The organism is Streptomyces sp. NBC_01116, from assembly GCF_041435495.1.
Classification (GTDB): domain Bacteria; phylum Actinomycetota; class Actinomycetes; order Streptomycetales; family Streptomycetaceae; genus Streptomyces.
The window spans coordinates 7383823-7407438 of record NZ_CP108644.1 but is presented as its reverse complement, the minus strand read 5'-3'; the positions used below and the strand labels follow the sequence as shown (position 1 = coordinate 7407438).

General features: G+C 71.9%; 22 protein-coding genes. 12 read left to right on the top strand and 10 right to left on the bottom strand.

What is annotated here, in order from left to right:
- The first annotated feature begins 135 nt into the window (after positions 1-135).
- The 7 genes from ccrA (at position 136) to pssA (ending at position 7905) form a co-directional block, all read left to right on the top strand.
- Positions 136-1473 (top strand): crotonyl-CoA carboxylase/reductase, encoded by a 1338-nt coding sequence (ccrA, locus tag OG245_RS32495; RefSeq protein WP_371626906.1) that lies wholly within the window; start codon positions 136-138, stop codon positions 1471-1473.
- Between the two features lie 9 nt (positions 1474-1482).
- The gene (locus OG245_RS32490) at positions 1483-3495 is read left to right on the top strand and encodes a protein meaA (protein ID WP_371626905.1); all 2013 of its coding nucleotides are present in this window, start codon (positions 1483-1485) and stop codon (positions 3493-3495) included.
- Positions 3492-4466, top strand: coding sequence for a CoA ester lyase (locus OG245_RS32485; RefSeq protein WP_210933267.1), 975 nt, complete (start codon positions 3492-3494; stop codon positions 4464-4466). The genes OG245_RS32490 and OG245_RS32485 overlap by 4 nt, the downstream gene beginning before the upstream one ends.
- Before the next feature lie 2 nt (positions 4467-4468).
- Positions 4469-4972: a MaoC family dehydratase gene (locus tag OG245_RS32480; protein ID WP_371626904.1), complete on the top strand. Its 504-nt coding sequence runs from the start codon at positions 4469-4471 to the stop codon at positions 4970-4972.
- A gap of 49 nt (positions 4973-5021) precedes the next feature.
- Complete coding sequence (locus tag OG245_RS32475; RefSeq protein WP_371626903.1) at positions 5022-6227, top strand: acyl-CoA dehydrogenase family protein; 1206 nt, start codon at positions 5022-5024, stop codon at positions 6225-6227.
- A gap of 180 nt (positions 6228-6407) precedes the next feature.
- Positions 6408-7055 carry a phosphatidylserine decarboxylase gene (locus OG245_RS32470; RefSeq protein WP_371626902.1) on the top strand — a complete coding sequence of 216 codons (648 nt, stop codon included), beginning with the start codon at positions 6408-6410 and terminating at the stop codon, positions 7053-7055.
- A 22-nt stretch (positions 7056-7077) separates the two neighbouring features.
- Complete coding sequence (gene pssA / locus OG245_RS32465; RefSeq protein WP_371628047.1) at positions 7078-7905, top strand: CDP-diacylglycerol--serine O-phosphatidyltransferase; 828 nt, start codon at positions 7078-7080, stop codon at positions 7903-7905.
- A 116-nt stretch (positions 7906-8021) separates the two neighbouring features.
- Here pssA and OG245_RS32460 read toward each other — a convergent pair whose 3' ends face one another.
- From OG245_RS32460 to OG245_RS32450, 3 genes are read right to left on the bottom strand one after another with little or no spacing between them, the layout of a single operon-like run.
- Entirely contained in the window at positions 8022-8774 is a 753-nt protein-coding gene (locus OG245_RS32460) for a PIG-L deacetylase family protein (RefSeq protein WP_371626901.1), read from the bottom strand.
- Positions 8775-8813: 39 nt separating this feature from the next.
- Positions 8814-9437 carry a papain-like cysteine peptidase gene (locus OG245_RS32455; protein WP_371626900.1) on the bottom strand — a complete coding sequence of 208 codons (624 nt, stop codon included), beginning with the start codon at positions 9435-9437 and terminating at the stop codon, positions 8814-8816.
- Positions 9438-9448: 11 nt separating this feature from the next.
- A complete protein-coding gene (locus OG245_RS32450) occupies positions 9449-10597 on the bottom strand; it encodes a hypothetical protein (RefSeq protein ID WP_371626899.1) in 1149 nt (382 codons plus the stop codon).
- Positions 10598-11029: 432 nt separating this feature from the next.
- Here OG245_RS32450 and OG245_RS32445 point away from each other — a divergent pair, with 432 nt between their 5' ends.
- Positions 11030-11878, top strand: a complete 849-nt coding sequence (locus tag OG245_RS32445; protein ID WP_371628046.1) for a hypothetical protein — start codon at positions 11030-11032, stop codon at positions 11876-11878.
- Positions 11879-11910: 32 nt separating this feature from the next.
- The gene (locus OG245_RS32440) at positions 11911-14136 is read left to right on the top strand and encodes a bifunctional serine/threonine-protein kinase/ABC transporter substrate-binding protein (protein WP_371626898.1); all 2226 of its coding nucleotides are present in this window, start codon (positions 11911-11913) and stop codon (positions 14134-14136) included.
- 70 nt (positions 14137-14206) lie between these two features.
- On the opposite strand, the gene OG245_RS32435 is transcribed toward OG245_RS32440, so the two are convergent.
- The gene (locus OG245_RS32435; protein ID WP_371628045.1) at positions 14207-14716 is read right to left on the bottom strand and encodes a MarR family winged helix-turn-helix transcriptional regulator; all 510 of its coding nucleotides are present in this window, start codon (positions 14714-14716) and stop codon (positions 14207-14209) included.
- A gap of 187 nt (positions 14717-14903) precedes the next feature.
- On the opposite strand from OG245_RS32435, the gene OG245_RS32430 reads away from it, so the two are divergent.
- The gene (locus OG245_RS32430) at positions 14904-15329 is read left to right on the top strand and encodes a Rid family hydrolase (RefSeq protein ID WP_371626897.1); all 426 of its coding nucleotides are present in this window, start codon (positions 14904-14906) and stop codon (positions 15327-15329) included.
- 353 nt (positions 15330-15682) lie between these two features.
- Here the strand turns inward: OG245_RS32430 and OG245_RS32425 are convergent, their stop codons facing one another.
- Genes OG245_RS32425 through OG245_RS32405 form a run of 5 tightly spaced genes read right to left on the bottom strand, consistent with a single transcriptional unit; the run spans position 15683 to position 20579 of the window.
- Positions 15683-16936, bottom strand: coding sequence for an ABC transporter substrate-binding protein (locus OG245_RS32425; protein ID WP_371626896.1), 1254 nt, complete (start codon positions 16934-16936; stop codon positions 15683-15685).
- The gene (locus tag OG245_RS32420; protein WP_371626895.1) at positions 16933-18102 is read right to left on the bottom strand and encodes a branched-chain amino acid ABC transporter permease; all 1170 of its coding nucleotides are present in this window, start codon (positions 18100-18102) and stop codon (positions 16933-16935) included. Before OG245_RS32420 ends, OG245_RS32425 begins: the two co-directional genes overlap by 4 nt.
- Positions 18095-18985 (bottom strand): branched-chain amino acid ABC transporter permease, encoded by an 891-nt coding sequence (locus OG245_RS32415; RefSeq protein WP_371626894.1) that lies wholly within the window; start codon positions 18983-18985, stop codon positions 18095-18097. The genes OG245_RS32420 and OG245_RS32415 overlap by 8 nt, the downstream gene beginning before the upstream one ends.
- Complete coding sequence (locus OG245_RS32410; protein ID WP_371626893.1) at positions 18982-19794, bottom strand: ABC transporter ATP-binding protein; 813 nt, start codon at positions 19792-19794, stop codon at positions 18982-18984. The genes OG245_RS32415 and OG245_RS32410 overlap by 4 nt, the downstream gene beginning before the upstream one ends.
- Positions 19782-20579, bottom strand: a complete 798-nt coding sequence (locus OG245_RS32405) for an ABC transporter ATP-binding protein (RefSeq protein WP_371626892.1) — start codon at positions 20577-20579, stop codon at positions 19782-19784. Before OG245_RS32405 ends, OG245_RS32410 begins: the two co-directional genes overlap by 13 nt.
- Before the next feature lie 269 nt (positions 20580-20848).
- Here OG245_RS32405 and OG245_RS32400 point away from each other — a divergent pair, with 269 nt between their 5' ends.
- Positions 20849-21571 (top strand): PucR family transcriptional regulator, encoded by a 723-nt coding sequence (locus tag OG245_RS32400; RefSeq protein ID WP_371626891.1) that lies wholly within the window; start codon positions 20849-20851, stop codon positions 21569-21571.
- A gap of 192 nt (positions 21572-21763) precedes the next feature.
- Here OG245_RS32400 and OG245_RS32395 read toward each other — a convergent pair whose 3' ends face one another.
- A complete protein-coding gene (locus OG245_RS32395) occupies positions 21764-22882 on the bottom strand; it encodes a glycerate kinase (RefSeq protein ID WP_371626890.1) in 1119 nt (372 codons plus the stop codon).
- A 152-nt stretch (positions 22883-23034) separates the two neighbouring features.
- On the opposite strand from OG245_RS32395, the gene OG245_RS32390 reads away from it, so the two are divergent.
- Complete coding sequence (locus tag OG245_RS32390) at positions 23035-23532, top strand: NUDIX domain-containing protein (protein WP_371626889.1); 498 nt, start codon at positions 23035-23037, stop codon at positions 23530-23532.
- Positions 23533-23616: the final 84 nt, after the last annotated feature.

The following is a 23616-nucleotide window of genomic DNA, read 5'->3' as shown; positions in this document are numbered from 1 at the left end:
ACAGGCACCCTTCTGCTCCACCCAGCAGAGCCGAGCTCCACCCGCCGAACCGACGGCACCACCTCCACACCGCTCCCCCCTGCCAGCAGGGCCCCTCAAGCGTTCCCTCGACGCCGCACCACCGGAGGCAACACCGTGAAGGAAATCCTGGACGCGATCCAATCCGAGGACAGCACCGCCGCGGACTTCGCGGCCCTGTCCCTCCCCGAGTCCTACCGCGCGATCACCGTGCACAAGGACGAGGCGGAGATGTTCGCGGGGCTCGAGACCCGCGACAAGGACCCGCGCAAGTCGATCCACCTGGACGACGTCCCGGTCCCCGAACTCGGCCCCGGCGAGGCCCTCGTCGCCGTGATGGCCAGTTCGGTGAACTACAACTCCGTCTGGACCTCGATCTTCGAGCCGGTGTCGACCTTCAGCTTCCTGGAGCGCTACGGCAAGCTCAGCGAACTGACCAAGCGCCACGACCTGCCGTACCACGTCATCGGCTCCGACCTGGCGGGCGTCGTCCTGCGCACCGGGCCCGGCGTGAACGCCTGGAACCCGGGCGACGAGGTCGTCGCGCACTGCCTGTCGGTCGAGCTGGAGTCCTCCGACGGGCACAACGACACGATGCTCGACCCGGAGCAGCGGATCTGGGGCTTCGAGACGAACTTCGGCGGCCTCGCCGAGATCGCCCTCGTCAAGTCCAACCAGCTGATGCCCAAGCCCCAGCACCTCAGCTGGGAGGAGGCCGCCTCCCCCGGCCTGGTCAACTCCACCGCGTACCGCCAGCTCGTCTCGCGCAACGGCGCGGGCATGAAGCAGGGCGACAACGTGCTGATCTGGGGCGCCAGCGGCGGACTCGGCTCCTACGCGACCCAGTTCGCCCTGGCCGGCGGCGCCAACCCGATCTGTGTCGTCTCCAGCCCGGAGAAGGCCGACATCTGCCGCGCCATGGGCGCCGAGGCGGTCATCGACCGCAACGCCGAGGGCTACAGGTTCTGGAAGGACGAGCACACGCAGGACCCCAAGGAGTGGAAGCGCTTCGGCAAGCGCATCCGCGAGTTCACCGGCGGCGAGGACATCGACATCGTCTTCGAGCACCCCGGCCGCGAGACCTTCGGCGCCTCGGTCTACGTCACCCGCAAGGGCGGCACCATCACCACCTGCGCCTCCACCTCGGGATACATGCACGAGTACGACAACCGCTACCTGTGGATGTCGCTCAAGCGCATCATCGGCTCCCACTTCGCCAACTACCGCGAGGCGTGGGAGGCCAACCGGCTGATCGCGAAGGGCAGGATCCACCCGACGCTCTCCAAGGTCTACTCCCTCCAGGACACCGGTCAGGCCGCCTACGACGTCCACCGCAATCTGCACCAGGGCAAGGTCGGCGTCCTGGCGCTGGCGCCCGGCGAGGGCCTCGGCGTGCGCGACCAGGACATGCGCGAACAGCACATCGACGCCATCAACCGCTTCCGCAACGTCTGAGGTTCCGCGATGAACGAACGTCAGAAGGACCGGCCCTGGCTCATGCGGACGTACGCCGGTCACTCGACCGCCGAGGCGTCCAACGAGCTGTACCGCCGCAACCTCGCCAAGGGCCAGACGGGTCTCTCGGTCGCCTTCGATCTGCCCACGCAGACCGGATACGACCCGGACCACATCCTCGCCCGCGGCGAGGCGGGCCGTGTCGGTGTTCCCGTCTCGCACCTCGGTGACATGCGGCGGCTGTTCCAGGACATCCCCCTGGAGCAGATGAACACCTCGATGACGATCAACGCGACCGCCATGTGGCTGCTGGCGCTCTACCAGGTGGTCGCGGAGGAGCAGGGGGCCGACCCCGACAAGCTCCAGGGGACCACGCAGAACGACATCGTGAAGGAGTACCTCTCGCGCGGGACGCACGTCTTCCCGCCGGTGCCCTCGCTGCGGCTGACCACGGACATGATCACGTACACGGTCAACCGCATCCCCAAGTGGAATCCCATCAACATCTGCAGCTACCACCTCCAGGAGGCGGGGGCCACCCCGGTCCAGGAGATCGCGTACGCCATGTCGACCGCCATCGCGGTGCTCGACGCGGTCCGCGACTCGGGCCAGGTGCCCGAGGAGAAGTTCGGTGACGTGGTCGCCCGCATCTCGTTCTTCGTGAACGCGGGCGTCCGCTTCATCGAGGAGATGTGCAAGATGCGCGCCTTCGGCCGCATCTGGGACCGCGTCACCCGCGAGCGCTACGGCATCACGAACGCGAAGCAGCGCCGCTTCCGCTACGGCGTCCAGGTCAACTCCCTCGGGCTGACCGAGGCGCAGCCGGAGAACAACGTCCAGCGCATCGTCCTGGAGATGCTGGCCGTCACCCTCTCCAAGGACGCCCGCGCCCGCGCCGTGCAGCTGCCGGCCTGGAACGAGGCGCTGGGACTGCCCCGGCCCTGGGACCAGCAGTGGTCGCTGCGGATCCAGCAGGTGCTGGCGCACGAGAGCGATCTGCTGGAGTACGAGGACATCTTCGCCGGTTCGCACGTCATCGAGGCCAAGGTGGACTCGCTGGTGGAGGAGTCGCTGGCGGAGATCGACCGGATCCAGCAGATGGGCGGCGCGATGGCGGCCGTCGAGTCCGGCTACCTCAAGTCGGAGCTGGTCTCCTCGCACGCGAGACGGCGGGCCCGGATCGAGGGCGGCGAGGAGAAGATCGTCGGCGTCAACATCTACGAGACGACCGAACCCAACCCGCTCACCGCCGACCTCGACGGCGCGATCATGACGGTCGACCCCGAGAACGAGGCCCGGGTCGTGGCCGCCCTGCACGAGTGGCGGGACAACCGCGACGAGTCGCGCGCCTCCGAGGCGCTGGCCGCGCTGAAGAAGGCCGCCGCGGGCACCGAGAACATGATGGAGGCCACCGTCGAGTGCGCCCGCGCGGGCGTCACCACCGGCGAGTGGTCCTGGGCGCTGCGGGACGTCTTCGGCGAGTTCCGCGCGCCCACCGGGGTCTCCTCGGCCCCGGTGGCGGTCACCGCCGAGCCGGGCAGCACGCTGGCCCTGGTCCGCGGGAAGGTCAGCCGCACCTCCGCCGACCTGGGCGTGGGGCGGCTGCGGCTGCTGGTCGGCAAGCCGGGCCTGGACGGGCACTCCAACGGGGCCGAGCAGATCGCCGTACGGGCCAGGGACGCCGGGTTCGAGGTCGTCTACCAGGGCATCCGGCTGACCCCCGAGCAGATCACCGACGCGGCGATCGCCGAGGACGTGCACTGCGTGGGCCTGTCGATCCTGTCCGGCTCGCACGCCGAGCTGGTCCCCGACGTCCTGCACCGGCTGCGCGAGGCCGGGGCCCCGGACATCCCGGTGATCGCGGGCGGCATCATCCCGCCGGCCGACGCCGCCGCGCTCCTCGAAGCCGGTGTGGCCGCCGTCTTCACCCCGAAGGACTTCGGCATCACCGAGATCATCGGCCGTATCGTCGACGAGATCCGGAAAGCGAACAAGCTCGACCCTCTGGAGGTCCCCGCATGACCACGCCCACCGCCCCCGTGAACCGGCTGCGCCCCCGCCGTTCGTGCCTGGCCGTGCCGGGCTCGAACCCGCGCTTCCTGGAGAAGGCCCAGGGCCTCCCGGCCGACCAGGTGTTCCTGGACCTGGAGGACGCCTGCGCGCCGCTCGCCAAGGAGGGCGCCCGCCACACCATCGTGGACGCGCTGAACAACGGTGACTGGAGCGGCAAGACCCGGGTCGTGCGGGTCAACGACTGGACGACGCACTGGACGTACCGGGACGTCATCACGGTCGTCGAGGGCGCGGGGCCGAACCTCGACTGCATCATGCTGCCGAAGGTCCAGGACGCCCAGCAGGTCGTGGCGCTGGACCTGCTGCTGACCCAGATCGAGAAGACGATGGGCTTCGAGGTCGGGAGGATCGGCATCGAGGCGCAGATCGAGAACGCCAAGGGCCTGGTGAACATCGACGACATCGCCGCCGCCTCGCCCCGTCTGGAGACGCTGATCTTCGGTCCGGCCGACTTCATGGCCTCGATCAACATGAAGACCCTGGTCGTCGGCCAGCAGCCGCCCGGCTACCCGGCGGACGCCTACCACTACATCCTGATGCGCATCCTCATGGCGGCCCGCACGCACGACCTCCAGGCGATCGACGGCCCGTTCCTCCAGATCCGGGACGTGGACGCCTACCGTGAGGTGGCCGGCCGCGCCGCCGCTCTCGGCTTCGACGGCAAGTGGGTGCTGCACCCGGGTCAGGTCGACGCGGCGAACGAGGTGTTCTCGCCCTCGCAGGAGGACTACGACCACGCCGAGCTGATCCTCGACGCCTACGACTGGTGCACCTCCGAGGAGGGCGGCAAGAAGGGCTCCGCGATGCTCGGCGACGAGATGATCGACGAGGCCAGCCGCAAGATGGCGCTCGTCATCGCGGGCAAGGGCCGGGCCGCCGGAATGCAGCGCACCTCGAAGTTCGAAGCCCCGGAGGCCTGATCATGCAGTTCGGACGCACCTTTGAGGAGTTCGATGTCGGTGCTGTCTACAAGCACTGGCCCGGAAAGACGGTCACGGAATACGACGACCACCTCTTCTGTCTGCTGACCATGAATCACCACCCGCTGCACATGGACAGCAACTACGCGGAGAGCACGACCGACTTCGGAAAGAACGTCGTCGTCGGCAACTACGTCTACTCACTGCTGCTCGGCATGTCGGTGCCGGACGTCTCCGGAAAGGCCATCGCCAACCTGGAGGTCGAATCGCTGAAGCACATCGCGCCGACCTTCCACGGCGACACGATCTACGGCGAGACGACCGTGCTGGACAAGACGCCGTCGAAGTCCAGGAACGACCGCGGCATCGTGTACGTGGAGACCAGGGGCTACAAGCAGGACGGCACCGTCGTCTGCGTGTTCCGCCGCAAGGTGATGGTCCCGACCGAGACGTACATCAAGGAGCGCGGCGGAGAGCAGCCCGGCCGCCCGACGCCCGCCAAGTAACCGTGTGCAGCCTTAAGGCCATCCGCGTGAAGCCACAGGAGAAGCAGCCATGACGCGACTCGCCCAGACCGCCGGTCTGAACGACATCCAGCGGGAAATCCTCTCCACGGTCCGGGATTTCGTCGACAAGGAGATCATTCCGGTCGCGACCCGGCTGGAGCACCGCGACGAGTACCCCACGGACATCGTCGAGGGGCTCAAGGAACTCGGCCTGTTCGGGCTGATGATCCCCGAGGAGTACGGGGGTCTGGGTGAGTCGCTGCTCACCTACGCGCTGTGCGTGGAGGAGATCGCGCGCGGCTGGATGAGCGTCTCGGGCATCATCAACACGCATTTCATCGTGGCCTACATGCTCAAGCAGCACGGCACCCAGGAACAGAAGGACACCTTCCTGCCCCGGATGGCGCTGGGCGAGGTGCGCGGGGCTTTCTCGATGTCGGAGCCGGCGCTCGGCTCGGACGTCTCGGCGATCTCGTCGAAGGGCGTGAAGGACGGCGAGGAGTACGTTCTCAACGGCCAGAAGATGTGGCTGACGAACGGCGGAACGTCGACTCTGGTGGCCGTACTCTGCCGAAGTGACGAAGGCCACCCGGAAGGCACCGCGCCGCACAAGTCGATGACGACCTTCCTCGTCGAGAAGGAGCCCGGCTTCGGAGAGGTCCGGCCGGGCCTGACCATCCCCGGGAAGATCGACAAGATGGGCTACAAGGGCGTCGACACGACCGAACTCATCATGGACGACCTGCGCATTCCGGCCAATCGTGTGCTCGGGGGTACGACCGGCCGAGGGTTTTACCAAATGATGGACGGCGTCGAGGTCGGGCGGGTGAATGTCGCCGCGCGTGGTTGCGGTGTCGCACAACGTGCATTCGAGCTGGGCGTTTCGTACGCGCAGCAGCGCCACACCTTCGGCAAACCGATCGCCCAGCACCAGGCGATCCAGTTCAAACTGGCCGAAATGGCCACCAAGGTCGAGGCCGCTCATGCGATGATGGTGAATGCAGCACGCAAAAAGGACTCCGGGGAACGAAACGACCTGGAGGCAGGGATGGCGAAGTACCTCGCCTCCGAGTACTGCAAGGAAGTCGTCGAGGACGCCTTCCGTATCCACGGCGGCTACGGCTTCTCCAAGGAGTACGAGATCGAGCGCCTCTACCGTGAGGCTCCGATGCTGCTGATCGGTGAAGGTACCGCCGAGATCCAGAAAATGATCATTGGCCGGCGCCTCCTGGAGGAGTACCGATTCCAGGGCTGATTGTCCCTTTCGAGGTGATTTGGTGGCGAAGAACATCACACCGGGTCACCCTCGGCGGGTGCCTTTCCGCCGTCCGACTCGGCTGCTGGCTTGCCCAGTTGCGCCCGGCAACCGATAGCATCGCCGGAAAGCCGCCGTCCCCCGTTGCCAGCGCGGCATCATCCGCTACGAAGGTCATTCATGCCCGACAGCACTTCCTCCGCATCCCGCGGCGGGGTCCGCATCGCCCGCGGAGCATCGCCGTGGCTCCTGCCGACCGTCGCCACCGCAGCCCTCAGCCTGGCCCGCGCCCGCAAGTCGGGGCGCTGGGCGGCAGCGGCCGTGCCCACCACCGCGCTCGCGGCGGGCATGCTGTGGTTCTTCCGTGACCCCGAGCGCGAGATCACTGACGGCCGGGTCATCTCCCCGGCCGACGGTGTGGTGCAGAGCATCATGCCGTGGAAGGACGGGCGCACCCGCGTCGCGATCTTCATGAGCCCGCTCAACGTCCACGTGAACCGCGCTCCGCTGGCGGGCACCGTGACGTCGGTCGAGCACATCCCGGGCGGCTTCGTTCCGGCGTTCAACAAGGAGAGCGAGAACAACGAGCGCGTTGTCTGGCACTTCGACACCGAGCTCGGCGACATCGAGATGGTGCAGATCGCGGGAGCGGTCGCCCGTCGGATCGTGCCGTACCTCCCCCAGGGCACGAAGGTGGAACAGGGCGAGCGCATCGGCCTGATCCGCTTCGGCTCGCGCGTGGACATCTACCTCCCGGAGGGGATCGATGTCGCGGTCGAGGTCGGTCAGACCACCACCGCGGGGGTGACTCGAATTGACCGTGATTGATCCTGATACCAAGGCCGGCTGGGTGCCGGAGGCCGACGACGAGAGCGACGTCGACGGCGCTGAGGAGATGCCGCTCTCGATGCGGCTGTCGATAGCGGACACACTCACGCTCGGTAACGCGACGTGCGGGTTCATGGCGGTGTACTTCACCACCACGGGCATTCTGATCCCGCACCTCACGGGCAGCGACGAGACGGGCATGGCCCGGCACTCGGCCGCCACCGCCGTGATCCTCATGCTGATGGCCGCGATCTTCGACCTGTTCGACGGTCTCGTGGCGCGCAAGCTGCGCTCCTCGCCGATGGGCGCCGAGCTGGACAACCTCTCGGACCTGATCAGCTTCGGGCTCGCACCGGCCTACTTCGTGCTCGTGTACGGCATGGTCGCCGACGACGCCCATCAGCGGGTGTCGGCGCTGGCGGCGATCGTCGTGCTGCTGGCGGTGGTGCTCAGGCTGGCCAGATTCTCCTGCGTGACGCTGAAGGACGGCATGTTCCAGGGCATGCCGAGCCCCTTCGGCGCGCTGACGGTCGTCTCGATCGTGCTCCTGGAGCTGCCGTTCATCCCGACGCTCCTCGCGATCGTCGGTGTGGCGTGGCTGATGGTGAGCCGCGTGGAGTACCCCAAGCCGCGGGGCGTCCTCGCGGTGGCGATGCTCGGCTGGATCGTGGCCGCGATGGGGCTGCTCGCCGCGTGGGCGTTCGACGCGCCCGGCGGTCAGCTGCTCCTCCAGACCGGCTGCGCGCTCCAGGTGGTGCTCGGCGCGGTGATCCCACTGTTCGCCACGGCGCGACGGGTGAACACGTTCCGTGACAACCGGCGCGAGGCGCGGGCGGCACAGCTGCCGTAGCGGCGGATACGCGAAGACAGGGCGAGGGCCCCGGATGCTCCCCGGCATCCGGGGCCCTCGTGCGTTCCCGGGTGCTCGTGAGGCACCGGGTCCTCGTGCGTTCCCTGCGTCGGGCCTCAGCCGTCGTCGCGGGGCTCCGGGCTCCAGATCAGCTCGGCGCGCAGGGGACCCGTCCGGGACAGGACGGCGCCGTGGACGGGGGCGAGCGCGGCGAGCTGGGAGGCATGGCACAGGACCGCCTCGCGCTTGGCCGCCCACTGCTCGTCGGAGAGCACCAGCTCGTGGCGGACGGTGAGCCGGCGGGTGCGGCTCAGCGCCTGGTAGGCGGGCCCCCAGTCCTCGCTCCCGGCCAGCGCCTCGCCCGCCCCGGGGGTGCCCCATTCCGGGAGGTGTCCGGTGTAGGGCAGGTCGGCGTAGACCCAGGGCTCGGGCGCGCCGGCGGCGGCGAGGACCCGCTGGGTGCGCAGCCGGACGGCCTCGTGGTCGGGCTGGTTGGTGCCGAGCGGTACGAGGACCCGGGTGCCGGGGGCCAGCGAGCGCAGCAGGGGGTCGAGGCCGGAGGGCTCGTCGCCCTCGCCGACGTACGGACCGTCGGGGTGGTCGACGAGGACCTGCTCGGCCCCGAGGAGCGCGCAGGAGCGGGCGTCCTCGGCCCGGCGCGCCCGGTACGCCTCGACGGCGGAGCTGAACCCGCAGAAGGCGTCCCAGTCCGAGACCGGGAGGCCGGGGGCCGGGGAGCCGCCGTGGACGGTGACCACCGCGAGGGGGCCGGGCAGGGTGGGCAGCAGTCCCGCGAGGGAGAGCGCGGCGTCGTCGAAGTGCGGCGAGATGACGACGGTGCGCCAGGGCGGGGGTACGGCGATGGGCACGGTTCCTCCGGAGGGGTTGCGGGTGGCTCGGCGGGTTCCTCAGGGCCCCGGGGTGCGGCGGGGGATGTCCAGCGGGGCCAGGGCGGCGTCCCACGCGGCGTCGTCGCCCTCCCAGCGGCCCGGGCTGAGGGCGGCTGTGCCCCACAGGACGCCGGGCGGGAGGGCGGCGGTGTCCGCCGGGGGCGTACGGCGCAGCCACAGCAGGTCGAAGTCGTGGTCCGGGTAGCGGGTGCGCAGCAGCCGGTGCAGGCCGGCCAGTTCCGGGGCGCCGCTCTCGTCGAACGCGTCCTGGTGGACGTACAGGACTCGGGACCGGGAGGCGGTCAGGGCCCGCCAGCGGTCGGCGAGGTGGGCGAACTTGGCCCGGACCGCCGGATGCTGTTCGGCGATGAGGTCCGGGGTCAGCGGGGCGCCCTCCGGGGCGTGGAACTCGTGGAAGAAGCGGATGTTGGAGCCCCGGTCCCGTACGCAGGCGCCGTCGCTGAACGGTTCGCCGAGGCCGGGGCGGAGGACGTTGGCGAAGTCGGCCTCGATGGTCTCCTTCACGGCGACGAGATCGAGGTCGAGCCAGTCGAAGAAGTGGGCCCGCTCGACGCCGGTGATCCGGCGGAGCTGGTAGGTCGACTCGCAGTGGTAGCCGAGCCCGACGCAGAGGTCGTACATCGCGGACTCCGTCAGACGCCGGTGCGCCGCAGCAGGACTCCGATGCTGCCGCGCTTGCTCAGATAGGCGCGGCCTCCGCAGACGGCCTCCAGCGCCGGGGCGACGAGCGGCGTCTCGTCGGCCTTCTCCCAGTGCGGGGTGTGCTCCAGCCAGGGCGTCAGCCGGGCGGCGAGCGTCTCCGGTGCCAGGGCGACGAAGACCAGGTCGGCGGGGAGGCGGTCGAGCAGGGCGAGATCCTGGCCGTAGTACAGCATCTCGATCAGGAGGTAGGCCGCGCCCGGGAGTTCCGGGCGGGCTGCCAGGTCCTCCAGGGACTCCGCGTGGATGTGCGCGCCGTCCCCGGCGTGGGCGGCCAGCCGGTGGCGGAAGACCGGGTTGGGCTCGGTCGCGTGGACGGTGAAGCCCTTGTCGACGAGCCGGGTGGTGAGGGCCCCTTCGCAGGCTCCGGCCTCGACGAGGGGCCCGCTGCCGGGCGGGCAGTGCCCGGCGATCCACGCGACGGTGGTGTCCAGCCGCTCCGCCTCGTAGGCGGACGTGGCGAATTCCCAGGGGTCGGGCACCGAGGCGGCGTCCTCGTCGAGGCTGGCCAGGAGCGCGAACAGCCGCTCGCGTTCGTCGGGTCCGGCCGCGAAGAAGCGTTCGGTGGCGTGGACCCGCCCGGTCCGGACGACGTGCTCCTCCGAGGCGGTGCGCAGCAGGTGCCCGCAGTGCCGGTTGACGAAGCCGAGCTTGGCGGCGACCGCGGCCCGGTCCAGGGGGCGGTCCAGGTCGCTGATGAACTGGAGGTAGGGCGAGTGGCCGACGGCGTGCAGGACGGGCCGTTCCCCTGCGGCGTCGGCGGTGTCCCGGCCGAGACGGCCGCGGCTGCGCCGGGTGTCGGCGGGCGAGTGGGTCCAGAGGCGGGCCGGGCCGCCCTGGGCCGAGGCCTCGACGAGGGCGGCCAGCGCCTCGGGTCCGGGCGAGGCGGCGTGCTCGTCGACCGGGCCGACCAGCGGGGCCAGGGCGTGGAGCCGTTCGGCGAGCGGCCGGCCGGCCTGGAGCACCAGGCGCTCGCCGGTGTCGCCGCACAGGACGTGGACCTCGGTCTCCTGGCCGCTGAGCACGGAAAGGAAGTCCAGGGCCGCGTCCTCGGCCCTGAGTACCGCCACGATGTCGATCACGGATGGATCCCCTCAGCAGGACTCGACAGGGCATGGTCAAAGTGGGGCGGACCCGGCCCGAAGGCGCGGAGTCCGGAATGAGCTAATCACCGGCATTCCATGTGGTCCAGACCAATTTTCCGCCGATCATGAAGCCCGGAAGAGCGGCAGCCAGAAGCCGGAGCCCCGCTGACGCCGCGCCGGAACCGGCTTCTCGCCCACGTACGACAGTTGAGATCCGGCCATCCGCGGTCGTCCTTCATGTCCGGCGCCTACCATCCCGCGCGCCTGGCCGCCAGAGGCGGAACCCCGGTGTCGGCTGAGCCGTTCCACCGACCGGATGAGTAGCGGCTTCCCGTCACCGCGGCGCGATCCGCTTCTAGGATCGCCTCGCTGCCGACGCCCGGACCGTTCGGCCAGGGCGCGGCGCACAGGGGACCAGGGGGGCCGATGATGAAGCTGATGCCGGTGGGGACACGCGTGGCGGCGGTCGCGGCGGCGGGGATGCTGCTGGCCGGGTGCGGCGGGTCGGCGTCGAGGGGCGGGGACGGGCCGGACCCGGAGCCGAGCGGATCGGTGAAGCAGGGCGGCCGGGCGGCGGACGGCGGGAAGACGGGGGCGACGGGGAAGCCGGACGCGAAGGAGTCCACGCTGCCGGGGGCGCTGCCCAGCGCCTACACGTTCACGCCGGACCCGGCGCGGGTCCCGAAGAGCGCGGCCCAGGCACGGAAGCTGACGCGCGGCGCCGCGCTCGGGGAGGCCGACTGGACGGCGGGGATGGTCCGGCACACTCCGTACGAGAGCGGCGGCACCTGGCCCGTGCTGGCGGACTCCTGCGTCTGGAGCCGCTCCGCGCTGCCGTCCGGCGTCCTGGACCGCTTCACGCGGCGGCTCGACATCCCGGCGCGGGAGGGCAGGGGCCGCGTGCAGGGGGCGGTGACCGTGACCGTGCACCGGAGCGCGGCGGGCGCGGACCAGGAGATCAAGGACACCGTCCAGGAGAGCTTCCGCTGCCCCCAGCAGGAGTTGGGCGGCGGCCGGCGCCTGAGCGGTCTGATGTCGCTCCAGTTCGATCAGAAGGACGTGCGCAACGCGGACGCCTCACTGTTCGAGGCGGGGAAGTACACCGGCCCGGAGTCGGGCGGGATCCAGGACTACGTCTGGACCAAGTCCCGGATCGGTCCGGTGACGACGGCCGTGTCGGTCAAGGGCGCGAAGGGCTACAGCAACAGCGACCTGCTGCGTATCGCCGCCGAGGGCGGCGCCAAGGTGCTCTACCGCGTCGAGCTGGAGCTGAAGTGACCGCAAGCCCGGACGAGAGGCACTGACCCCTGATGGAACCGCTCCGTTCCACCGACCCGGCACGGATCGCCGGGTACCGCGTCCTCGGCCGGCTCGGCGCCGGAGGCATGGGCGTGGTGCTGCTGGGCCGGTCGCCCGGCGGCGCGCTGGTGGCGATCAAGCTGATCCGCGCGGAGTACGCCGACGACGACGCCTTCCGCGCCCGCTTCCGGCGGGAGGTGGCCATCGCCCGGCAGGTGCGCAACCGGTGGGCGGTGCCCGTGGTCGACGCCGACACCGAGGCCCCGGCTCCGTGGCTGGCCACCGAGTTCGTGCCGGGGCCCGCCCTGGGCGAGGCGGTCGGCAGCGGGGGGCCGCTGCCGGAGCGCGGGGTGCGGGCGCTGGGCTCGATGCTCGCGGAGGCGCTGGAGGCGGTCCACACGGCGGGGCTCGTGCACCGGGACGTGAAGCCGGGCAACGTGCTGCTGGGCCTGGACGGGCCCCGGCTGATCGACTTCGGGATCGCGCGGGCCCTGGACGACACCGTCCTCACGGCGACGGACGTGATCGTCGGCTCCCCCGGCTTCCTCTCGCCCGAGCAGGCGCAGGGGCGGCGGATCGGACCGGCGAGCGACGTCTTCTCGCTGGGCTGCGTCCTGGTGTACGCGGCGACCGGCGGGCGGCCGTTCGGCAGCGGCCCGGTGGAGGCGATGCTGTTCCGCACGGTGCACGACACGGCGGACCTGGGCGCGCTGCCGCCCGGGCTGCTCCCGGTCGTCGAGGCGTGCCTGGCCAAGGACCCCGGGGACCGTCCCGCGGCGGCGGACATCCGCCGGGCGTTCGCCGAGGACGTGTCGGGCGGCAGCTGGCTGCCCGGCCCGGTCACCCATCTGATCGCCGAGCGCTCGGCGCGGATGCTCGCCCTGCCCGACATCGACGCGACGAGCCTGGACGCCGGCGCGACGGACGGCCCGGCGCCAGGCGCGGAGACGGGCACGAGGACGGGCACGGCTGACACGGCGGGCACGGGGGCCGGAACCGGCGGCCGGGACGCGGCCACCGTCCCGGCCTCCCCCGCCCGTCGCCGCCTCCTCGCGTACGTCGTCGGCGGCGCGGCGCTCGCGGCGACGGGCGGCACCGCCGCGTGGCTGGCCTCCTCCGGCGACGGCGACGCCTCGGGCGGCAGGGGCGGCAGGGGCGAGGGGGACGGCGGGAAGGCGGCCCGCCCGGAGCTGCACATCGGGCTCCAGGCCGACCTCAGCGGCCCGTCGGCGGCCCTCGGCACGGGACAGGACCGGGCGGCGCGGCTCGCGGTCGCGGAGCACAACGCTCAGGGGGACACGCCGTTCACGCTGCGGCTGACCACGGTCGACGACGGGGGCGACGAGGAACGGGCCAGGGCGGCGGTGCGCCGGTTCGCCGAGGACCCGCTGCTGGTGGCCGCCCTGGGCGCGACCGGCACGGACGCGGCGCGGGAGGCGCTGGTCGCGTACGACGAGGCGGCGCTGCCGCTGCTCAGCGTGGTCGACGGGGACATCCGGCACCTGAACCGGATCTTCCTGTGCGCCCGGCCGCGCAACGACCTGCAGATGCTGCCGGTGGCCCAGTTCCTCGGGGCGTACGAGATCGACCGGATCGCGCTGGTCGACGACGGCACCGAGTACGGCCGGCAGACCACCCGCTTCCTCGACGCGGGGCTGCGCGGCAACGGCCGCACGGTGCTCGCCGAGACCGTACGGGAGGGCACGCGCGACCTGGACGCGGAGGCTGAGCGGATCGCCGCGAAGCGGCCTGGGGCGGTGGTGTACGGGGGCGGGTGGCGGGACGCCGGACGGTTCGCCAAGTCGCTGACCGGGGCCGGGTTCCTCGGGCCGAAGATCGGCACCCAGGCCGTGCACGACCCGCGGTTCCTGGCGGAGGCCGGCGAGGACGCGGCGGGCTGGCTGGTCGTCTCGACGGCCGCAGACCCGGCTTCCGTGCCCTCGGTGCACCCGTTCGCCGCCGCCTACCGCAAGCGGTTCGACAGCGCGCCGCCGCTGTTCGCGGCGGAGGCGTACGACGCGGTCGGGCTGATCGCCGCCTGTGCCCGGGGGCTGGGCCGGGAGCGGATCAGCCGCCAGGACCTGCTGCCCGCGCTGCGGACGACCTCGTACAAGGGCGTGTCGAAGAGCTACGCCTTCGAGCCCGCCAACGGGACGTACACCGGGACCGGGGTCTTCGTCTACCGCGTGGAGCGCGGGCGCTTCCGCTACATCGGGATGGACGGCCGGGAGGTGTAGGCGCCACACCCGTCGAACGGGCCGATCCTCCGGACGGCCCGGGTGGCTCGACTCCCGCCCGCCCCGTCCGTCAGCCGAAGTCGTCCGGGACGATGCTGAGCTTCTCGGCGATGCGCGTGAGCGCCTTCTGGTCGGTCGCGTTGAGCGCGTCGAGGACGACGGCGCGAACGGCGCGCAGGTGTGTGGGTGCTGCCAGGCGCACGATGTCGAAGCCCGCGTCGGTGAGTTCGGCGAGGGTGTACCGGCCGTCGGCCGGGTCGGGGGTCCGTACGACCCAGCCTCGGTGTTCACAGCGTTTGACGACGTTGGACAGCCGGGAGAGCGACCCGCTGGCGAGGAAGGCGAGCTCTCCCATCCGCAGCCTGCGCCCCGGGGCCTCGGAGAGATGGCTGAGCACGAGGTACTCGAACAGGGTGAGGCCGTGCTCCTGGCGCAGCGGCGACTCCAGCTTGCCGGGCAGCAGCAGGACCAGGGAGATCAGCCCCGTCCAGGCCGCCTTCTCCTGCTCGTCGAGCCAGCGGAGTTCCTCGTCGTCCTCGTGCTCTCCCGTACCGCTCATGGACTCTTCCGTACCGCTCATGGACCCTTCCGTGCTGCTCATGGATCTACCCGCTCCTTCGGCGACATCCGCCATCACTTTGCGCTTGAAGTCATCGCTCGCTACTATCACTTTACGCGTGAACTCATACGAGAGAAAACGCGCACCCGAGCGCGACTCCGTCACGCACCCCGGGAAGCACCTCCCCGGGACAGGAAGAGGGAGCATCATGAGCACCGTCACCTTCGGCGTCACTCCGGGCTTCGGCGAGAAGCTGCACGCGGCCCTCGGATACAGCGGGGCCGTCCGCGTCGACGACCGGGTCGAGATCTCCGGCCAGGCCGGGGTGGACGACGACCTGGCCATCCCGGACTCACTGGAGGACGAGATCGTCCAGGCGTTCGACAACGTCGAACGCACGCTCGCCACGGTCGGAGCGACTTGGAAGGACGTCATCCACGTGAACTCGTACCACAAGGTCGCACCGGGGGACGACGCCATCGGCGACGACCACAACAGGGTCATGGCCGAGCAGTTCCGCCGCCGCCTCGACGGCCGGGCGCCGATCTGGACCGAGACCGGCGTCACGGTCCTCGGCCTGGCCGCCATGCGCGTGGAGATCCGCGTCACCGCCATCGTCGGCTCCGGGAACTGAACGGCCGCTCCGCAAGCGTGCCGGTGATCTCGGAGCGATCTCATCGAGGGTGCGACGAACGGGCTGAGCCCAAGGAACGTCGAGGTCGACGGGGCGGGCGCCTCCGCCCTGCGGATCCGGACCGGGCCGGGCGACGCTCACCGACGTCGTCCGGTCCACCGCCGATCCACGACGGTGTCGGCGGGGGCTTCCAGATCGGCCGGGCGCCGGCGACTCCGGCTGGTACGGAGACCCGCCCGCCCGCGAGGGCGTCCGGCCGGACCGCCGCCGGCCGGCCGAGAAGCCCGTGCCGAGCGCGCCGGGAGGCGTACGGGCCAGGTGCGCCCGTACGCCTCCCGGGGCCGGAGATCCGGTCAGGAACCGGCGGTGAAGGACTCCGCCGCCGCTGCTACCTCGGCCGGCCGGACCACCTTCAGCCCGCCGGCGGCGCCCGCGTCCGGCTTCATGATGACGCTCTCCCGGGTGGACGGGGCCTTCGGGTCCGAGAAGTCGTGCGACACCCCGAACTCGCTCCCGTACCCCTTGATCGTGAGCAGCGCCTTGTCGATGCCCTCACGGGTGAGGTCCTTGTCGTCGCAGGCCTTCGACAGGGCCTCGCCGAACAGGGAGGCCGCCGTGTAACCGGCGACGACGCCGTTGTCGAGCACGTCCTTCGGGTACTGGGCGGCGTACTCCTTCGCGAGCTTGGCGGGGCCGTCGCCCGGGTCCCCGATGGGCAGCGTGGAGGCGGCCACGTAGTAGTCCTTGAGCAGCGCGGGGCCCGCCTGGGTCTTCAACAGCTGCGGGGCGAAGGCCGAGTTGTTGCCGACGACCGGGACGTCGAAGCCGGTGGCCGCCGCGACGCCGACGAGCGAGGCAGCCTGGCGCGGGCCAGCGCTGACGATCACGGCCTTGACCCCGGCCTGCTTGAGGGCGGCGACCTGGGCCGTCATGTCGTTGTCGGTCGGCTTGATCTTCTGCTCGACGACGGTGAGACCGGCCTCCTTCGCCGCGTGCTCCGAGCCGACGAGCGCGTTCTCGCCGTAGTCGCCCTCGAAGTACACATGGCCGATCTTGTCGCCCTTGGCGATGCGCTTCTCGGCGAGGAGATAGTCGATGAGGTTGATCGTCTCGACGTCGTAGGTGGCGCCGATGACCCGGACGTACGGGGAGCCCAGCAGATTCGCCGACCACGCCTGCGGCAGCACGAGGCCCTTGTCCTGGCCGTCGATGCGCTGCTCGACGGCGGCGACGAACGGGGAGCCGATGAACTGGGCGAAGCCCACCACCTCCGGCTCCAGTTCGGTGTACGCGGCGATGGCCTTCTGCGGGTCGTAGCCGTGGTCGCGGACCGTCAGTTCGATCTTCCGGTCGCAGATGCCGCCCTCGTCGTTCGTCTGCTTGACCCACAGCTGCTGCGCCTGGGTGACGCTCTTGCCCAGCGAGGCGTAGACGCCGGTCATGTCGGTCAGCACGCCGAGGGAGATCGTCGAGGAGGAGACCCCGGGGCCCGTCTTGATCCCGCCCTCGCCCTCCTCGGCCGCCTTGCCGTCGGTCGCCTTGCCGCTGCACCCGACGAGGGTGACGGCGAGGGTCGCGACCACGGCCGTGAGCACTCTGAGTTTCATGACTTCTCCCCTGGATTCTTCGGAGCCGCGGGCTTCTTCGCGCGTGCGAGGCCCAGGCGGGCGAGGCCGCCGGGCAGGAACAGGACCACCGCGACCACCGCGGCGCCGTACAGATAGCGGGACGCCTCACCGGGCGCCAGCCCGCCCGTGCCGGGGGCGGAGACCAGCGGCAGGGAGTCGCTGTAGTGCGTGAACACCTGCGGGAGCAGGGTGACGAAGGCGGCGCCGATCACGGCTCCGCCGACGCTGCCGAGCCCGCCGATGACGATCATGGCGAGGTATTCGAGGGACAGGATCATGCCGAAGTACTCGGGCACGGTCCGCTGGAAGACCAGGGCGAGCAGGACGCCGGCGAGGCCCGCGTACATCGAGGACAGGACGAAGACCCCGGCCCGGTAGCGGGCCACGGGCACGCCCATCACCCCGGCAGCGATCCGGTGGTCGCGGATGGCGTTCATGGCCCGGCCGGGCCGGCCGCGCAGCACGCCCCGGGCGAACAGCGCGCTCAGCAGGAGCGCGAGCAGTCCCGCGTACCAGAGCTTCTCCGAGGAGCCGAACGGGACGGCGGCGACGACGAGTTCGGTGTCGTCGAACGTGAACCCGAAGACGGACAGCGGTGGTACGGCCCGGCCGTTGTAACCGCCGGTCAGGGAGTCCGCGTTGAACAGGACGTGCTGCCCGATGAAGATCAGCGCGAGGGTCGCGATGCCGAGGTACGCGCCGCGCAGCCGGCCGGCGATGGGGCTGAAGAGCCCGCCCGCCGCTCCGGCGAGCAGCACGGCGAGGATCGCGGCCAGCCAGGTGGGCAGCCCGAGTCCGGTCAGCGTGTGCCCGTTCTCCGTGCTGCTCCCACCGGCCAGGACGCAGTAGCCGTACGCGCCGACGGCGAGGAAGAACGCGTGGCCCATGGAGAGCTGCCCGGTGGCGCCGGTGAGCATGTTGAGCCCGATGGCGCCGATCGCCGCCGCCATCGCGAACAGCCCGGCCTGGAGCCAGAAGCGGTCCACGTAGAAGGGGAGGACGAGGAGCAGGAGGGAGCCGATGAGGACGGCGTACGTACGGGGCCTGCGCAGCCGTTCGGTGAGGCCCTGGGCGCGGGTGGGCGCGGGGGCCGGTGCGGCTGGGGCCTCGGCGGCGGGGGCGGCTTCGGCGGTGGTGTCAGACACGGGCCAGCTCCTTCGTGCCGAAGAGGCCCGCGGGCCGGATGAGCAGGACCGCCACCATCACCAGGTAGGGCGCCAGGTCTCCGATGCCCCGGCCGAGGAAGGCCAGGTCGCTCTGGTAGCCGGTGGCGAGCGACTCGGTGACCCCGACGATGAGCCCCCCGGCGAGCGCCCCGGTGGTGGAGTCGAGTCCGCCGAGGATCGCCGCGGGGAACGCCTTGAGCGCGGCGAGCGAGGTGGCGCGTTCCAGGCCCGGGGTCGGGAACACGGTGAGGAAGAGGGCGGCGACGGCGGCGAGTGCGCCGGCGACCGCCCAGGCGGCGAGCGAGACCCGCCCCAGCTTGATGCCCATGAGCGCCGCCGTCTGCGGGTTCTCGGCGGCGGCCCGCATCGACACGCCCCACGAGGTGTAGCGGAAGGCGAGCAGGAACACCGTGATCAGCAGCCCGGCGGCGAGGAACGCCGCGATACGGGTCTGGGCGAGGGTGACGCCGCCGATCGTGACGACCTCGTTGCCCCAGGGGTCTCCGAGGGCGAGCACGTCCGTGCCCATCCGCCGGGTGAGTTCGGTGATCAGGAGGATGTCGACGCCGATGGTGACGATCGCCAGGACGCTGTGATCGCTGCCCCGGTAGCGGCGCATCACGAAGAACTCGATGCCCGCCCCGACGGCCGCCGCCCCCGCGATCCCGACGAGCAGCGCGGGCCAGAACCCGATGTCGTCGTGGAGCACGGCGGTGACGTAGCCGCCCGCCAGCAGCAGGGACGCGTGGGCGAAGTTGACGACCTCGGTGGCCTTGAAGATGACGACGAACCCGAGCGCGATGAGTGCGTAGACCGAGCCGATCGACAAGCCGCCGAGGAGGAGTTCGAGGAACGTGGTCACTGAGGTGCTCCCAAGTAGGCCTGGACGACGGCCGGGTCGTTCTGCACCTCGGCGGGGGTGCCCCCGGCGATGCGTCGTCCGAAGTCGAGTACGGTCACCGCGTCCGCGAGCCGCATCACCACCCCCATGTCGTGCTCGACCAGCACGATGGAGATGCCGAGGCTGTCGCGCACGTCGGCCACGACGGCCGCGGTGCGGCGGCGCTCGTCCGCGGTCATCCCGGCGATCGGTTCGTCCAGGAGCAGGACCTTCGGCTCCATGCACAGGGCGCGGCCCAGCTCGACGAGCTTCTGCTGCCCGTACGGCAGTGATCCCGCCGGGCGCTCCAACTCCTCTGCGAGGCCGATGAATTCGGCGATCTCCCGGACCCGGTCACGGTGGCGCCGTTCCTCCCGGGCGGCGGAGGGGAGCCGCAGGCCGGTGGCGACGAACCCGGAGCGGGTCAGCCGGTGGCGGCCGAGCAGGAGGCTGTCGGCGACGGTCGCGTGCGGCGGCAGCGCCAGGTTCTGGAAGGTGCGCGCGACCCCGAGGTCCGCGATGGAGTGCGGCGGGAGTCCGGTCAGTTCGGTGTCGCCGAGGCGGACGTGCCCGGAGGTGGCGCGGTAGACGCCCGAGAGGACGTTGAAGCAGGTGGACTTGCCCGCGCCGTTGGGCCCGATGACGGCGTGCACACTGCCGGGTTCGACGGTGAAGGAGACGCCGTCCAGGGCGGTGAGCCCGGAGAAGCGGACGGTGACGTCCTCGACGGCGAGCGCGGCCGTGGTGCTGTGCGCGGAGGCCGTGGCGGTGGTGGTGGTCACGCGGACCACCTGCTCAGGGTGCGGCGGTTCCGGGCGGCCGGGTCGGCGTCCGCCGCCGCGTCCTCGTCGACGACGCCGAGGTAGCGGCGGCGGACCTCGTCGGACGCGGCGAGTTCGTCGGCGGGCCCGGACAGGGCGACCTCGCCGACGTCGAGGACGTACGCCGTGGAGGCGAGCCGCAGCGCGATGGCCGCGTTCTGCTCGACGAGCATGACGGAGGTGCCGCTCGCGTTGATCTCCTGCACGGTCTCGGCGATCCTGGCGGCCATCAGCGGGGCGAGGCCGAGCGAGGGCTCGTCCAGCAGGAGCAGCCGGGGCCCCGCCATCAGGGCGCGGCCCATCGCCAGCATCTGCTGCTCGCCGCCGGACAGCAGCCCGGCCCGCTGGTGCGCGCGGTCGGCGAGCACCGGGAACAGCTCGTGCACCCGGGCCAACGCGGTGCTCGCCCCCTTGCGCCCGCCGCGTGCCCCGAGGGCTCCCGCCCGCAGGTTGTCGGCCACCGTCATCCGGGCGAAGACCTGCCGGCCCTCCGGCACCTGGACCACTCCGGCGGCCACCACCTGGGCGGGCCGCAGCCCCTCCAGGGGGCGGCCGTCGAACCGGATGGTTCCGGTGCCCGTCCCGCGGTGGAAGCCGAGGGTCCGCGAAACGGCCCGCAGCAGCGTGGTCTTGCCCGCGCCGTTGCCGCCGAGTACGGCGGTGATCCCGGCGTCCGGCACATCTACGGAGATGTCGCGCAGCGCCCGGACCGGGCCGTAGCCGACGGACAGCCCGCGGATCTCTAGCGTTGCCATGCGTCCTCCTCCTTCCGCCTTGTCGTGTCGCGTCGTGTTCACCTGTCGTGCTCATCGGTGAAGGCGTGGCGTCGTGTGTGGTGCCACAGACCAGCACCGGGCGGGACGTGCGTCCACGGCGCGGGACCGACTCGATGCGGGCGACCAGCGAACGAAGAGCCTCGTTGTGCACGCGCACAGACGCGGTGACGGGCGGGCGCCCGCCCGTCCGGCCGCTGGCATCCTCATCGGTCATCAGGAACGCCCGGACCCGGGGGACGGAGCGGCGGATGCGGTGTGGGACGCGGTACGGGGCGCTGCTCGGCCCGCTGCTGGCGGGCGGGGCGCCGCCGGACCTGGTGGAGCGTGCGGCGCGCGGCCTCGGGCTGCCGGAACGGGGGCGTTACGCGGTGGTGGTGCTGGGCGGGCCCGTGCCGGAGGCCGCGGTGGCGGAGGGCGCGGACGCGGACGGGGCGCGCTGGTGGTGGTGCGGCGCGGGGGACGGGGACGTCGCGGTGGTGCTGCTGGGTGCGGCGGGTCCGGCCGGGGCGGTGGCGCGACTCGGTGAGCACGGTGCGGGGCCGGGAGGCATGAGTCCGGTGGTGGGCTCACCGTCGCAGCTGGGCGCGGCACGGCGGCTGGCGGGTACGGCGCTGCTGACGTGTGCGCCCGGCAGCCGGGAGGTCGTACGGCTCGACGAGCGGCTGCCGACGGCGCTGCTGGTGAGCGGCCCGGAGCTGTCGGCCCGGCTCCTCGCGGAGGTGTTCGGTCCACTGCTGGCGGTGGTTCCGGCGGAGCGCGCGGTGCTGGTGGGGACGCTGGAGGCGTGGCTGGAGTGCGGGGGTTCGGTGGGGCGGGCCGCGGTACGGCTGCGGTGCCATCGCAACACCGTGTTCAACCGGCTGCGGCGGCTGGAGCGGTTGACCGCGCGCTCGCTGTCCCGGCCACGTGAGCTGGTCGATCTGGTGCTGGCGCTGGACGTGCTGAGGCTGTCGTCGTCGGTGCCGCCGTGAGGTGGGTCGGGGCGGGGACGCGGGGCACGCGAACGCGGGAGAGCCCGGCGTACGGAAAGGGGCCCGGCGTCTGTCCCCGGGCCCCTCCCTGTGCTCCTCCTGTACGCGTGCTTCGCGGACGTGTGCTTCGCGGACGTGTGCTTCGCGTACACCTGCTTCGCGGACGCCGGATCCGCCGACGACCGCTCCGCGTCAGCGCAGCAGGAAGTCCCGCGCGATCGACTCCGCCGCCCGCTCCAGCAGCGGCCCGGCCTGGGCCATGGACACGGCCGGGTCCGGTTCCAGCTCGGCCAGGGCGTAGGCGCGGCGGATGCCCGCCTTCTCCAGGACCTCCGGGGGCAGGGCGAGCCGGCCGCAGACCGCGACGACCTCGATCCCGGCCGCGCGGGCGGCGGCGGCGACCCCGGCCGGGGCCTTGCCGTGCAGCGTCTGCTCGTCGAGCGAGCCCTCGCCCGTGATGACCAGCGTGGCGCGGGCGAGCGCCGGGGCGAAGCCGAGCACGTCGAGCATCACCTCGATGCCGGGGCGGAAGCGGGCGCCGAGGGCGACGAGCGCCCCGTAGCCGATGCCGCCGGCCGCGCCCGCGCCGGGCAGGGCCGCCGTGTCCGGGCCCAGGATCGAGGCGTAGTGCGCCAGGGCCGCGTCGAGGACCGCGATGTCCTCCTCGCTCGCGCCCTTCTGGCGGCCGTACACCTCGGGCGCGCCCTTGGGTCCCGTCAGCGGGTTGTCCACGTCGCTGGCCAGGACCAGGTCGATGTCCGCCAGCCGATGGTCGAGCCCCGTGAGATCGGCCTCGGCCAGCTCCGCGAGAGGGCCGCCGCCGGGGCCCACGGGCTTGCCGTCCGCGTCCAGGAAGCGGGCTCCGAGCGCGGCGAGCATGCCCGCGCCGCCGTCCGTGGTGGCGCTGCCGCCGACCCCGAACACGATCGTCGTCGCCCCCGCCTCCAGGGCGGCCAGCAGCAGCTCGCCCGAGCCGTACGTGGTGGCCGTGAGCGGGGCGAACACCCCGTCGGGCAGGTGCTGGAGGCCCGAGGCCTCGGCCATCTCCACCACGGCGGTGGACCCGCGCAGCGCGTACGCCGCCGTCACCGGGTCCCCGAGAGGGCCGGTCACCCGGGCCTCGCGGCGCTCGAATCCGGCGGCCACCGCCGCCGCGACCGTGCCGTCGCCGCCGTCCGCGACCGGCAGGGTCTCGACCGGCACGTCGGGGACGACGCGCCGCAGCCCGGCCGTCACCCGCTCCGCGACCTGCACGGCCGTGAGCGAGCCCTTGAACTTGTCCGCCGCCACGAGCACGCGGGCGGTCTCCATTTCTGCTCCGTCCGTCACCTTGCATCCCTTGCTTTCGAACAGGCAGTCGCGCCGCCCCGACCTTATCCGCACGCCCCCTGATCTGCCCATGGCCGTCCACGGTCGCGCGATCGGCACCCCGGGGCCGGGCCGCCGCCACTACGCTGGCGGCCGTGACGACTCCCGATGCCGACTACGCCGCGTACATCGCCGGGCTCCCCCGCGTCCTGTCCGCCGCCGCCTCGCTCTTCCGTGACGCGGAGGGACGGCTCCTCCTCGTCGAACCGAACTACCGCGAGGGCTGGGCGCTGCCCGGCGGGACCGTCGAGTCGGAGGCGGGCGAGGGGCCCCGGCAGGCCGCGCGGCGCGAGACGGCGGAGGAGATCGGCCTCGACGTGGCGCCGGGGCGGCTGCTCGCCGTGGACTGGGCGCGGGGCCCCGGCCGCCCGCCGATCGTGGCGTATCTGTACGACGGCGGGGTGCTCACGGCGGACCAGCTGGCGGCGATCCGGCTCCAGGAGGAGGAACTGCTGTCCTGGCGGCTGGTGGCGCCCGCCGATCTGGACGGCTTTCTGCTCGGCACGCTCGGGGGCAGGGTCCGGGCGGCGCTGGAGGTCCTGACGTCCGGCGACGGGACCGTGGAACTGGAGAACGGCGAACCGGTCGGGTAGGACCGGCCGCGCGGGAGCGAGGAGCGATCGGCCGTGCCGGGCGTGGCCCCGTACGGGGCGATCGGCCGTGCCGGGCGTGGCCCC

Bases quoted from the DNA above. Each gene is read 5' to 3' on its own strand.
- OG245_RS32490 (WP_371626905.1), top strand. From the start codon at position 1,483: ATGAACGAACGTCAGAAGGACCGGCCCTGGCTCATGCGGACGTACGCC.
- OG245_RS32485 (WP_210933267.1), top strand. From the start codon at position 3,492: ATGACCACGCCCACCGCCCCCGTGAACCGGCTGCGCCCCCGCCGTTCG.
- OG245_RS32480 (WP_371626904.1), top strand. From the start codon at position 4,469: ATGCAGTTCGGACGCACCTTTGAGGAGTTCGATGTCGGTGCTGTCTAC.
- OG245_RS32475 (WP_371626903.1), top strand. From the start codon at position 5,022: ATGACGCGACTCGCCCAGACCGCCGGTCTGAACGACATCCAGCGGGAA.
- OG245_RS32470 (WP_371626902.1), top strand. From the start codon at position 6,408: ATGCCCGACAGCACTTCCTCCGCATCCCGCGGCGGGGTCCGCATCGCC.
- OG245_RS32455 (WP_371626900.1), bottom strand. From the start codon at position 9,437: ATGTACGACCTCTGCGTCGGGCTCGGCTACCACTGCGAGTCGACCTAC.
- OG245_RS32445 (WP_371628046.1), top strand. From the start codon at position 11,030: ATGAAGCTGATGCCGGTGGGGACACGCGTGGCGGCGGTCGCGGCGGCG.
- OG245_RS32440 (WP_371626898.1), top strand. From the start codon at position 11,911: ATGGAACCGCTCCGTTCCACCGACCCGGCACGGATCGCCGGGTACCGC.
- OG245_RS32435 (WP_371628045.1), bottom strand. From the start codon at position 14,716: ATGAGCGGTACGGAAGAGTCCATGAGCGGTACGGGAGAGCACGAGGAC.
- OG245_RS32430 (WP_371626897.1), top strand. From the start codon at position 14,904: ATGAGCACCGTCACCTTCGGCGTCACTCCGGGCTTCGGCGAGAAGCTG.
- OG245_RS32425 (WP_371626896.1), bottom strand. From the start codon at position 16,936: ATGAAACTCAGAGTGCTCACGGCCGTGGTCGCGACCCTCGCCGTCACC.
- OG245_RS32405 (WP_371626892.1), bottom strand. From the start codon at position 20,579: ATGGCAACGCTAGAGATCCGCGGGCTGTCCGTCGGCTACGGCCCGGTC.
- OG245_RS32400 (WP_371626891.1), top strand. From the start codon at position 20,849: ATGCGGTGTGGGACGCGGTACGGGGCGCTGCTCGGCCCGCTGCTGGCG.
- OG245_RS32395 (WP_371626890.1), bottom strand. From the start codon at position 22,882: ATGGAGACCGCCCGCGTGCTCGTGGCGGCGGACAAGTTCAAGGGCTCG.